At 69.0% G+C, this 12187-nt stretch carries 11 protein-coding genes; 10 read left to right on the top strand and 1 reads right to left on the bottom strand.

The features are described 5' to 3' along the window. Positions 1 to 64: 64 nt before the first annotated feature. The 9 genes from NQK81_RS01965 (at position 65) to NQK81_RS01925 (ending at position 10417) form a co-directional block, all read left to right on the top strand. Positions 65 to 1069, top strand: coding sequence for an ABC transporter substrate-binding protein (locus tag NQK81_RS01965; protein ID WP_257486768.1), 1005 nt, complete (start codon positions 65 to 67; stop codon positions 1067 to 1069). A 149-nt stretch (positions 1070 to 1218) separates the two neighbouring features. Continuing rightward, positions 1219 to 2058 (top strand): SAM-dependent methyltransferase, encoded by an 840-nt coding sequence (locus NQK81_RS01960; RefSeq protein WP_257486767.1) that lies wholly within the window; start codon positions 1219 to 1221, stop codon positions 2056 to 2058. After that, the gene (locus tag NQK81_RS01955; protein ID WP_257486766.1) at positions 2042 to 2959 is read left to right on the top strand and encodes an SAM-dependent methyltransferase; all 918 of its coding nucleotides are present in this window, start codon (positions 2042 to 2044) and stop codon (positions 2957 to 2959) included. Before NQK81_RS01960 ends, NQK81_RS01955 begins: the two co-directional genes overlap by 17 nt. Then, positions 2956 to 3351 carry a hypothetical protein gene (locus NQK81_RS01950; RefSeq protein ID WP_257486765.1) on the top strand — a complete coding sequence of 132 codons (396 nt, stop codon included), beginning with the start codon at positions 2956 to 2958 and terminating at the stop codon, positions 3349 to 3351. The genes NQK81_RS01955 and NQK81_RS01950 overlap by 4 nt, the downstream gene beginning before the upstream one ends. A gap of 170 nt (positions 3352 to 3521) precedes the next feature. Next, a complete protein-coding gene (locus NQK81_RS01945; RefSeq protein WP_257486764.1) occupies positions 3522 to 4601 on the top strand; it encodes a S1 family peptidase in 1080 nt (359 codons plus the stop codon). 266 nt (positions 4602 to 4867) lie between these two features. Continuing rightward, positions 4868 to 5881 (top strand): SAM-dependent methyltransferase, encoded by a 1014-nt coding sequence (locus NQK81_RS01940; RefSeq protein WP_257486763.1) that lies wholly within the window; start codon positions 4868 to 4870, stop codon positions 5879 to 5881. Continuing rightward, positions 5878 to 7479, top strand: a complete 1602-nt coding sequence (locus tag NQK81_RS01935) for an SAM-dependent methyltransferase (protein WP_257486762.1) — start codon at positions 5878 to 5880, stop codon at positions 7477 to 7479. The genes NQK81_RS01940 and NQK81_RS01935 overlap by 4 nt, the downstream gene beginning before the upstream one ends. 313 nt (positions 7480 to 7792) lie before the next feature. Beyond that, entirely contained in the window at positions 7793 to 8365 is a 573-nt protein-coding gene (locus NQK81_RS01930) for a hypothetical protein (RefSeq protein ID WP_257486761.1), read from the top strand. A 186-nt stretch (positions 8366 to 8551) separates the two neighbouring features. Then, positions 8552 to 10417, top strand: coding sequence for a S9 family peptidase (locus tag NQK81_RS01925; RefSeq protein WP_257486760.1), 1866 nt, complete (start codon positions 8552 to 8554; stop codon positions 10415 to 10417). Between the two features lie 8 nt (positions 10418 to 10425). On the opposite strand, the gene NQK81_RS01920 is transcribed toward NQK81_RS01925, so the two are convergent. Further along, positions 10426 to 11255 (bottom strand): IS5 family transposase gene (locus NQK81_RS01920; RefSeq protein WP_371878847.1). Its coding sequence is split into 2 segments (ribosomal slippage): positions 10426 to 10904 and positions 10904 to 11255, totalling 831 coding nucleotides; the frame shifts between segments, so codons are not numbered across the junction. A 263-nt stretch (positions 11256 to 11518) separates the two neighbouring features. Here NQK81_RS01920 and NQK81_RS01915 point away from each other — a divergent pair. Next, complete coding sequence (locus tag NQK81_RS01915) at positions 11519 to 12067, top strand: hypothetical protein (protein WP_257486759.1); 549 nt, start codon at positions 11519 to 11521, stop codon at positions 12065 to 12067. Positions 12068 to 12187: the final 120 nt, after the last annotated feature.

The raw sequence follows: 12187 nt of genomic DNA, 5'->3' as shown, positions 1-12187 counted from the left end.
TCTTGGCGGTTCCCGCATTCCTGATCCGCGTTTCCCCGTCCCTTTTTTTGTTCGGAGAACCATGATGAGATCGCTTCAGCCGCACCGCAGGCGCTACGCCGCCGCGCTTCGCTCCTTGCTGGGCGCCGCGCTTCTCCTGTCCACGTCCGCCTGTGGTCTGCTCGGCGGGGAGTCCGATCAGCCTTCCGGTGCGCGTCCATCGGTGAAGGCGACCGTGATGACGATCCTGGACTCCGCCCCGCTGCGCTGGGCGGTCGAGCAGGGCTATTTCACGGACGCGGGCATCACCGTCACTCAGATTCCGGCTGAGAGCGGGCAGTACGGGATCGACAAGCTGTCCTCGGGCGACGCCGATATCGCCTACGCCGGTGACGTCGCGATCATCTCCGCGATCGCCAATGGCCGCTTGGAACTCCGGGTGATCGCCCAGGCTGCGATGGCTGGCCCGGAGAACATGTGGATCATGGTCCGTGACGACGGCTCGGTACCGAACGTGACAGACCTGGCCGGGAAGCGGATCGCGCACAACGGCACCAACGGGGTGAGTCACATGCTCACCCGCACCGTCATGGCCACGCACAAGGTCGATACCTCGACCGTCCGGTGGACGACGGCGAAGTTTCCGGACATGCCAGGGCTGCTCGAGCGCGGGGAGATCGATGCCGCGCTGTTGCCCGAGCCGTATGTCACCCCCGCCACCAAACGGCATCTGAAGCAGCTCATCGATCCCGTCAAGGGCGGCGGGTTCGAACAGTCGATCCCGACCGGCAGCTACGTGGTCACGGCCGCCTGGGCGCAACAGCACCCGGCGGAGATCGCCGCGTTTCAGCGGGCGCTGCGCCGCGCCGCGGCCGAGGTGACCTCGAAACCCGAGATCGTGCAGCAGCTCGCCGTGCGCGAGATGAAGGTCGACGCGGGCGACGCGCAATTGATGAAATTGCCGATCTTCCCGCTTTCGCCGTCGGCGGTGCAGCTGCAGCGCTGGGCGGACCTGATGCACAGCTTCGGCGTGGTCAAGCAGCCGGTCCGCATGTCGGACCTGGTCATCGCTCCCCCACCAGACCAGTAGGCCCTTTCCCGTCCGTCCGCCGCCCCGGCACGTACCGCACGAGTGCGGCACCACCCCTCCCAAGACGACGAAAGCACGCAACGATGCCTGAACGCCCACGCCGATCCGCCACCGCAGCGGTACCCATCCCCGATTGTCCACAGTGGATCGTGACACGGGCCGGGGTCCGGGCCGCGCTGGGCGGCCGCTGGGACGACCTGGGGGCCCTATCGGCGGCGTGGCGTATCCGCGTCTGCATGCCAGCCTTCCCGGAGACAATCACGGCCGAACACGAGTTCCGGGACCGTGTCCTCATCCGGGCGGCCAGGAGGTTCCGGCAGTACGTCGTCGTCGACCCCGACCTCCCACCCTGGAAGCCCGTCCACGAGGTGCTGCCGGCCGACCGCGGGGCTCGCGTGCTGTACCTGATCGACGATGCCGAATCCGCGGTGCGGTCCTGGATGGTCGCGGCCTACCGCGAGACCCCGGACGTCAGCTGGATGTCGTCTGCTCCCCGTCTCGGCGCCTGCCTGCGCACGGCCGCCGCGAACGGGGAGATCACCCTCGACGCCCCGATCTGGGTTGTGCTGTCCTCCGCGCTCCAGCACACCTGGGATCCGCAGGCACTGCTCGCTGACCTGTGGGACGTGCTGCCCGCGGACAGCCGGGTGTCGGTCACTCATGTAGCTCCACAGCACCCGGCCACGACCCCGGATTCGGGACGCTCGCCGGTGGAGGCCGCGTTCACGAGCTGTCTGCCATCACCTTTGGTCCTGCGCCCCGCCTCTGACGTGCTGGACATGTTCACCGACCCGCACGCATGGGACCTCATCCGGTGCAGCGGCGTGGAGATCCACGCCCCTCCGTGCATCGCCGCATCACGGTCCACCACGGACACAGCGGCGGAGCTGATCACGGTGATCGCACGCCGCCCGCCCCGCACCAGACCACGTCCGTCTGCCAGCACCGTCGATCACGCGAGGAACCCCGGCCATGACCCCGACGCCTGACCCGTACTCCCTGACCCCGCACGGGACCGTCCCCGACCAGGCAGCCGAACTCAATCAGGCGACCGTCGGCCGCCTCAACGGTGTCCTCCTCAGCACGGCCCTCAAGGCGGACACGACGATGGGGATCTACCCCGTCGACCGGACACTGGCCGCGAGGATCGAGGACGACGTGCCCGGCTATGGCGTGAGCCTGGCCGCACAGCGCATGTTCCTCGACAAGGCCCTCGAGTTCATGGCTAAGGACAGAGGTATCGACCAGTTCGTCATCCTGCGCGCGGGGTTGCCGCTCGGCCCGAAGAAGACAGAGAAAGAAGAGGAAGAGGAAACAGAACACAGCCTGGTCCAGACCCACCTCCCGGCCGCCACCACGCTGCTGGTGGCCCGAGAAACTGTCCCCTGCGCACATCAGACCCTTGTACTGGAGCGCCAGGAGCAGGCACGGGCCGCGACAGTGCTGGCCCCGGTCCACGACGTCCACGGCCCGCTGCACGCCCTGCACGGTCCAGAGAACTGGTCCCTGGACCTCGGGAAACCGGTGGGCCTGACGATGGTCGGAGATCCGGCGCACTGGCCTGGTGACGTCACCGACCTGATGCGCGCCTACCACGAGGAGCTCCCTCCCGGCAGTGTGATCGGGGTGAACACCCTCGGCACCGCGCCCCCGGGAAGCGCGGCCGCCGCCGCGCTCGATGACCTGGCCAGGCACCTGGCCTTCACGCCCGAGCCCCAGCTGACCCCGCGATCTCAGGCTGAGGTCGAAAGCTGGTTCGACGGCACCGGCTGGACGCTCGAACCCCCCGGCGTCGCGCCGGGGTCGCAGTGGGCTAGACCGCAACCTGCCGACATCGCGGGCCCGGAACTTCCGGCGTGGGGCGCGGTCGCGACGAGGGACGCCTCGTGACGACGTCGACCGTGACCGTTCAGGACACCGCTCACCCCGACCTCGCGCACGCTGCGTGGATCGCGGATCTCGTCGACCACGCCGCGATCGACGTGGCCCCGCGCGGGCTGAGCAAGGTCACCGACGCCGGCCCGCTGGACCGCGAGGACGCCGGAAAGTGGCTCTCCGGCCTGCTCGATCGCGAGATCGAGCACCGCCACTCCGCCTCGGAGCATCTGTTCGTCGACGTGACCACCCACCGCGCGGTCCGGCTCGTCCTCTTCCGGCGTGATAACGGCGTGCCGATGTTCTACATGGCGCAATCCCCCGGCACCGGCACCGGCACCGGCGCGGATCTCTACTCGCAGTTCGTCGACGCAGCCCGCTCCGCCCCAGGCCCTGGCGCCAGCTGAGTCCACCGCCCGGCACGACCGGCTGCCCCGTGCGGAGCGTCGTGTCGTCCGAACAGGACTGTCCACCGTGGCCGCGCGAGATGCTGCGAGTACCGCGCCCGGTGGCCCACAGTCGCGCTCCCCGCACGCCCGCGGAGAGCGTCAAGATGCACTATCAGAGAAGGGAAACAGTGACAGCATCAAGTTCGAGAACCCGCCGCCGTGGCGGGTTGCGCGTCGCCGTGGCCGCCCTGGCGGCGTTGTTCGCCACCGGCCTCGGCGCCGCGCCGGTCGCTGCCGCCGACGGCGGGAACCACGGTGCGGCCACGGCCGTACCCGCCAGCACCACCAGCCAGGTCGCCACCGGAGGCGACGATGTGTCGCCGATGATCGTCCGCGGCGAACTCGCCCCGCAGGCCTACGCCGGCGCCGGGTCGATCCAGCTGCTGAAGAACGGCGTGAAGGACTGGCACACCTGCAACGGTGCGCTGATCCACCCCGAGTTCGTTGTCACGGCCGCGCATTGCCTGTCCATCATGTCTCTGGCGCCGCAACGCGCGGACCGGGCTGGCGAGCTGGCGTGGCGTGCGTTCCAGCAGGCACCGCCCCCGCGGCAGGCCGGAGTGGGTACGCAGGCGGAACCGCAGGACCCGTCCCAGTACACCCTGCGGATCGGGTCGACCAACCGGCACTCCGGCGGAGCCGTCCGCCGGGTCACGTCGATCTCGCTCCCGAAACACTGGGAGTGGGGCGTGCCGGACGGTGACGGCTACATCTGGGATCTGGCACTGATCCAGCTGGACCACCCGGTCCCGGGATGGCAGGTCAAGCCCGCGAAACTCGCCTATCCCCAGGCGGGCAGGCAAACCCGGATCATCGGGTGGGGTGTGACCGACCCGGATCCGGCTCACTGGGGTGCGCCGGCACCGACGTGGCTGCGGCAGCTCGACGTGCCGATCACCCCGAAGGACGACTGTGCCCCAGCGGGAATCGGGCGCGGCGAGATCTGCCTGGGCACTGCCCCGGGCGGAGGCACCGCGTGTGCCGGGGACTCCGGCGGCGGAGCGTTGCAGCGGTACGGGCGGACCTGGGTCCTCACCGGACTCGGGTCACGCTCGCACACGCAGGCCTGCGTCTCCTCGACGATCTACACGCAGGTCGCGGAACCGCGATTCCTGCTGTGGATCATCCGCACTATGCACGAGCGTGATGCGCAGACACAGGTCACGCAGGCCGATCTGACGCAGACGGATCTGACGCTCGCGGGTTGACAGAGTGGCGGATCGGTGGCCGACCGGTTCGGACGGTCACCGATCCGCCTTCCACGCCCATCCACCACGAACCGCCTACGGCGATGCGGGACGCACCGTCATTCCCTCTCATTCTCGAAACCACGATTCACCATTCCCGTATCAAAGGATCAGTGTTGTACTCGCTTTTCCGGAAGCCGGCAGCTGACAGTGCCGCTCCCCCGCCTCAGCCTGGTGCCGATGTCGGTGTCCGCACAGGTGATCGCGGGGCTCGTGGGCGAGGCCACGTGACCGCCGAGACCGTCCCGTTCATCGAGGGCCGCGGGCCCTACTGGCCAGACGCTTGCGCCGCCTCCGGCCCGGACTGCCCGGCGCCCTCCTCCGGCGAGGACCTGGTCCGCATGCAACGCCGATGGGCGGAAACCCCGGTCGTGTGCCGGTGCCATCCGCACCCTGCCCGTGTCGGCGCCGTGCTCCGCGACCCGGACACGTACCTGGCGACCGAATGCGACCGGCGGCTCGCGGACGAACTCGCCCGGATCGCTCCCCGCTCCCGGCAAGCCCTGGACGACAGCGACACGTTCACCACCCGCGTCATCCGGCACGCGCTGGCCGACGGCATCACCCAGTTCCTGGACCTGGGATCCGGGCACATCGCCACCAGCGCGGCACACGCCGCCGTCGTCGAGCATCCCGAGGCGACGATCGTGCACGTCGATCACGATCCGCACGTCGACAGCCACAATCTGTGCGATCTCACCGACGACCCGGTTCTGATGACCCGGCCGCGGACCCTCATCCACGCCAACGCGTTCGCCATCGGCCCCATGCTCACGTCCCTGCACCGCAGCGGCGCACTGGACCGGTCCCGGCGGCTCTGCGTGCTGCTGGTCGACCTCCTGTACTACCTCGACCCCGCGAACGACCCGCGCTCGGTGATCCGCCGCCTGGTGAAACGCCTCCCGCCCGGCAGCTGGGTCGCGGTCAACCACCTCACCAACCAGGCACCGTCCACACTGGACAATCCCAGTGCCCGGGCCGCCTTCCGCCGCGACACCGACCGCTGGTGCAGAGCCATGACACGGTGCGTCCCGCCACACCCACACGCCAGCAGACGCAACGAATTCGCCCGCCGGATCGCCGACCTGGACCTCCTCACACCCGGCATCACCACCACCGGTTGCTGGCCCGCCACGGACACCACCCGCCTCCCCCAGGCCCCCTACACCCTCGCCGCTGTCGGCTGTGTTCCTGATCGCAGCGAGCGCGAACCGCGTGTGACCACGGGACACCGGTCATGATTCCGGCCATCCCGCAGTGGCGAGACGAACAAGTGCCCCACTGGGGCGGCCCCTGTCCTCGGCCGGTCACATGCTGCAAAGGGCTCCACACGCCTGTTCAGCGCGCCAGCAACCAGAAGCAGTGGGGCTCTCTGCCCGCCCCGTGCGGACAACGACCGCACCCCGCCCGGGTCGACGACGCGCTCCGCGGCGGCACGCTCGCCTCCCCGCGAGACCGGCTGCTGGCCGCTGAGCTGCTGCGGATCTCCCCGGCCGCGGCCGTGGCGGTCAAGGAACGCGACAGCTTCACCGCGCGTGTCGTCGAGGACGCGCTCGCCGAGGGCATCACGCAGTTCCTGGACCTGGGATGCGGATTCGCCGACGGCAGCGCCACCTACCGGGCGCTCGCCGCCACGCGGTCCACGGGCAGCACGCCGAGGCTGGTGCTCGTCGACCACGACACCGACGTCCACGACCACAACCACGCTTGGCTCGGCCGATCCCCCCGCCGCGGACACCTGTCAGCGCACGCGGTGCGCGGGAACTGCTTCGCGGTCGACACGATGCTCAGCGACCTCAGCAAGGCCCAGATCCTCGACCTCGACCGGCCGGTCTGTGTCCTGCTGGTCGACCTCCTGCACTACCTCGAGCATCGCCGCTCCCCGCGGTCGATCATCCACCGGCTCACGACACGGCTACCGCCTGGCAGCTGGATCGCGATCACCCACCTCACCAACCAGCCGCTGCAGCCCGCACTCCCACCCTCCGCACGCGCTGAGCTGCACGAGGACACCCACCGCTGGTGCCGCGCGTATGAACGCTGCGTTCCCCCGCACCCCCGCGCGTGTAGCCCGGCCACGTTCGCCGACTGGCTGACCGACTTGGAACTCGTCCCGCACGACGAGATCACCAGCCAGGCCTGCTGGCCCGGCCCGGACACCACCCGGCACCTGTGCCCGCCCTTCACCCTCGCCGCGGTCGGCCGGGTCCCCTCCACGACCACCCCGCCATCCGGCACACCCCGCAGTGCGCGTGCTTCCGTTCGCGCCGCCGCCCGCGACATGCTGGCCGGCGTCCTCGCCGACAGCGGCGAGACCCGCGAGAGCTTCGCGGAATCGATCGGATACCCCAGCTCGCAACTTGACCAGGTCCTGAACAGCCGAGCACGCGTCACCCCGGAACTCGCCCACGCCGTCGCACGACGCTACGACTGCGACGCGCTCGCCCTGCTGACCCTGCAGGACCACGCCGAGCTGGCCGCCGCCACAGCCCGGCGGGAACAGACCGCCATCCCCGCCGGATCCGCACCGGCGGCACACCAGCATCCGCTCCGCGTCGACATCGACGAATCGGCCTCGGCGGTCGAGGTGCTCCGCGCCGTCCACACCGCCACCGGACTCAACCGCGGCGCGTTCGCCGACACGCTCGGCTACAACCGCACCACGATCGCCAAAACCCTCTCCGGCCACCAAGTCCTCACCGCGGCCGTGGCCGACAGCATCGCCTGGCACTACGGCCTCGACGCCGCCGATCTGCTCGCCCGCCAGGCCCGTGCCCAGCTCGCCGCTCTCGAGGAACGCGACCGCAGCCCCCGCGTCGCCGACACCCCACCCGCATGACCACGGCGCCCGCGTTTCCGCTACCGAGAAGGAGAAAAACCATGCAGCCCACCGGATCCGGGCCCGCACGCCAGTCCTGCCGGCACCACGCACACGGATCGGCGGGCGCACCGAACACTCCGGCGTCAGTGATGGGCACACACCCCGAAGGAGCTACGGAATGAACGAATCCGATCAGCTCGGCACCGCGCCGCCCGGAGTCCGGCGACACCGCGGGACCCGGCTTCGGCCGCTCACGGCAGGTCGCGTCCGTACCCGGGCTGCTCGCCGGGTACGTCGCTCCAACCGCGCCGTCCGCCGGCGGCGGACAGTCGTGCCACGCACCGATCTCCTCGTGCACCGAGGCTTCTGCGACCACCAGCACGGTCTGGGCCTTCTCGTGGACACGGTGTGGTGGGGCGGCGCGATCGCCCTCGGCGCCGGCCTCGCGATCTGGAGCGGCGAGCTCTACCAGCGGATGCCGCTGTGGTTCGGTTCGCTCGCGGTCGCGGGAGTCGCCGGGGCTGTCCTGGGCCGGATGGTGGGGTCGACGTTCCGCCGCCAGCCCTGGATCCGTGGAGGCGCAGCCGTGATCCCGTTGTTGGTGGCGGTCATGCTGATCGATCTCGGCGCGCCCGCGGACACCGGTTTCGTCCCGGACACCTGGGCCGGGATCCGCGACTACCGCGGCGGATGTCTGTCTGGAACCGAGTACACCGGCCCTGGCGCCGCCCTCGCCCTCACCTCCGACACCGTGACCATCACCGGGTCCCAGGGCGGGCTACTGCGGTTTACCAGAACAGGCCAGCACTGGCCGTCCCTGGCCCGTGCGGAGATCTGGGGGCTCGGCGTCGTCCCGCGCGACCGTGCGACGCGTGAAGCCCTGGCAGACGTCGGCTGTGACTAGCCGCCACGCCGATTCGACCGGGGCCTGGCGTGCCCGGTCCGAGCCGATCACCACACCCGACACGCTCGCCGGGCCGGGTTCGGCCAGATCCCCTCCCGATATGGCCTTGGCGGCCAACAACAACCGCGACGTGTATCGCCAGCCGACGCAGACCAAGTTTCCAACCAAGATGGAGGAATTCGTAGCGTGACCAGTACAGCCCAGCACCCGAAGTTGGGTGCAGGAAGCGTCATTCCGCGTGCCGAGCTGTTCGGCAATCCTGAGCACATGACGCCGTCGATCTCGCCAGATGGCCGGTGGCTGGCATGGGTCGCCCCACACGAGGGCGTGCTCAACCTGTGGGTGAGGCAAGCCGACACCGACGAAGACGCCCGGCCAGTCACGGCCGATCGCGACCGAGGCATCCGCGATTACATGTGGGCACCGGACAGCGAACACCTCCTCTACCTCCGGGATCAGGGCGGCGACGAAAACTCGCACCTCTACGCGGTATCGGTGCGCAGCGGCGACGTCCGGGACCTGACACCGTTCGACGGTGTCAAAGCAGTTCTGCTTGCCTGGGACCTGCAGATCACCGACCGAGTGCTGGTCGGACTGAACCAGACCAATCCCCAGCTGCACGATGTCTACGACCTGTACGTGGCGACCGGCGAACTGGTCAAGGTCCTCGACAATCCGGGGCTTCTCGGTTTGGTGGCCGACAGCCAGCTGGACGTGCGGGCCGGCCTCCGGTCCAATCAGGATGGCGGCCGGACGATCATGGTGCGCGAGGTCGACGGCGAGTGGCGCCCCTTGCTGACGGTCGACCCGATCGACGCTCTGAGCACCGTGCCGGTCGGGTTCGACCGGCACGGTCGCCGGCTGCTCGTGAAGACATCAGCGGACGCCAACGCAACGCGGTTGGTGTGGATCGACGTCGAATCCGGCGAGCACGAGGTCGTCGTCGAAGACCCGATCTACGACGTCAGTTCGGTCCTCACCGACGTCTCGACGAGACTGCCGGTTATGGTGTCGGTCCAGCGTGAGCGCTTGCACACGCAGGCTCTGGTCCCCGAGATCAAGCGCGACCTGGACACGCTCGCCGAGGTCGATGACGGAGACCTTCACGTCGTCTCCGCCGACCGCGCGAACGCCACCTGGGTCGTTTCCTACGCCCATGCCGACGGACCGACCGCCAGCTACGTGTACGACCGGGCCACCAGCCGAGCACGGTTTCTGTTCCATGACCGCCCCCGTCTCGCCACCAGGCTGAAGGACGTCAAGCCGTTCTCCTTCACTGCTCGCGATGGCCTGGAGATCCACGGATACCTGACGTTCCCGGCTGGGAACGCGGAGAAGCTGCCGACCGTGCTCCTGGTGCACGGTGGGCCGTGGTCGCGGGACACATGGCGGCTGAACACGGAAGCGCAGTGGCTGGCCGACCGTGGCTACCTCTGCATCCAAGTCAACTTCCGCGGCTCGACCGGCTACGGCACGGCGTTCACCGCCGCCGGTAACCGCGAATGGGGCGCCAAGATGCACACCGACCTCCTGGACGGCCTCACCTTCGCCGTCGAAGCCGGGTATGCGGACCCGGACAGAATCGGCATCTACGGCGCCTCCTACGGCGGATACGCGGCCCTGGCCGCCGCGGCGTTCACCCCCGAGGTGTTTCGGTGCGCCATCTCCCTGTGCGGGCCGAGCAACCTCGAGACGCTCCTGCGTGCGCTACCCCCGCACTTGACGCCGCTGATCCCCGAGATCTACAGGCAGGTGGGCAACCCGGACACCGAGCCCGACTTCCTGAAAAGGCGATCGCCGCTCTCGTACGCCTCCCACATGACGATCCCGATGTTGATCGCGCAGGGAGCCAACGACCCCCGGGTCCCGCAATCCGAGAGCGACCAGATCGTCGCCGCGCTGCGGGACAACGGCGTACCTCCCGAGTACCTGCTGTTCCACGGCGAAGGCCACGGACTGCAGATACCCGAAAACAGGCTGAAGTTCTACGCCACGGCGGAACGGTTCCTGGCCGAGCACCTCGACGGCTGGTACGAACCCGAACCCGCTTAGAGCTTGTCTCACGTGGTGAGTTTGCGGAGTTTCTTGTGGCAGGTGAGGCTGGCTCCGAGGATGAGGAAGGCGAGGAAGTGTTCGGCTTTGCGTTCGTAGCGCAGGGTCAGGCGCCGGTATCCGGTGAACCAGGCCATGGTTCGTTCGATCACCCAGCGGTGTTTGCCGAGCTTGTCTTTGGATTCGATGCCTTTGCGGGCGATGCGGACCTTGATGCCGCGATCGCGGACCCAGCGTCGCAGGTCGGGCTGATCGTAGGCCTTGTCGGCGTGCAATTTGGCCGGCTTGCGACGCCGCGGACCACGACGGGAGCGGATCGCCGGGATCGCCTTCACCAGTGGCTTGAGTGCGTGGCTGTCGTGGGTGTTGGCGGCGGAGACCGCGACGGTGAGCGGCAGCCCGGCGCGGTCGGACAGGGCGTGGATCTTCGAGCCGGGTTTGCCGCGGTCGACCGGGCTGGGACCGGTCAGAGATCCCCCTTTTTCGAGCGTACGCAGGCTCCGTCCACGATCGCGCGGCTCCAGTCGATGTGGCCCTGGCTGCCGAGTTCGTCCAAGAGTGCGTGGTGCAAGTTCCGCCACAGACCGGCTTGGGTCCACTGGCCGAAGCGGCGGTGCGCGGTCTGGAACGGCACCCCGAACGACGGTGGCAGATCCCGCCACGCACAACCGCTGGTCAGCACGTACACAATCGCCGTGAACACCGCACGAGCGTCCACCGGGGCAGTGCCGCCGCCCTGCGGACGCGGCTCGAACACCGGGATCAACGGCTCAACCAGATTCCACAGCTCATCCGGCACCAACCGCAACGACAACCGATCAACCACGGCAAAGATCATCGCGCATCAGCGACCGATCGCCACGTAAGACACGCTCTTAGCCCCTGCGGGAACTCAAGCATCATGTGCGGTCCGACGGACCGCCTGCGGCACCACGGCAGGTCCAAGCCTGCCGTGGTGCCGCGCGGTCGTCGAGAACCAGCGGACTGACAGCTGCGGCTGACGTCGCGGAGTCCGCGCCACAGCCTGCAATCTGTCCGGCCAGCACCGAACCACAGCCCGCTCCCCACTCCATCACGAAGGCCACACCCATGTTCCACACCATGCACAACCGACTCCTGGCCATCGTCGACACCGGCCTCAACACCCGCCGCCGGCAGCCGCCCCCTGACGTCGGAACCGTCGACCCGCTGGCCACCTACCTCCGCCGACGCGGCTGGCGGATCGTCGACCGCGATTCCTACACCACCGCGATTCTCGACTACCCCGCAAGCTTCCACAGTGGACTCAGCGGCGACGATCGTCGCGTCCCGGCGCTGGACAACGACCTGCAGGAACTCGAAGTGGAACTCGTCCGCCGCGACGGGTACTGGTTCGCCTGCTTCACCTCCTGCGGGACGGTGATCGGCTGCGACCGCCACCGCAGCGTCCCACTCCACATCGGCGTGCACGCTCCGATCTTCACCACGGTGCTGCGCGACCTAGAAGACCAGGCCCGCTTGGTCTCCCCGCACGAGGTCTCCCACTGCCTGCTCTTCGGCGCGTGCGGCCACGAGAACACACCGAACCAGCCCTGCCGGCTTGCCCCGCTGGTCCCGGACGAACCGGCCAGTCTGCGCGTGGTCCCCCGTCACAGTGAGGGAGCGGAATAGATGCCCCACCCGTACCTACCGCGTGTAGGAGCCGTGGTCGCGGGCTGTCTGCTGCCTACCGCGGCGGCACTCGTCACGGCCTGCTCCTCACCGGCTTACGCGGCGCGCTCTCCGCACAGC

The organism is Amycolatopsis roodepoortensis, from assembly GCF_024628825.1.
GTDB classification, from domain to species: Bacteria; Actinomycetota; Actinomycetes; order Mycobacteriales; family Pseudonocardiaceae; genus Amycolatopsis; species Amycolatopsis roodepoortensis.
This window is presented reverse-complemented; position numbering and strand designations above follow the sequence as displayed.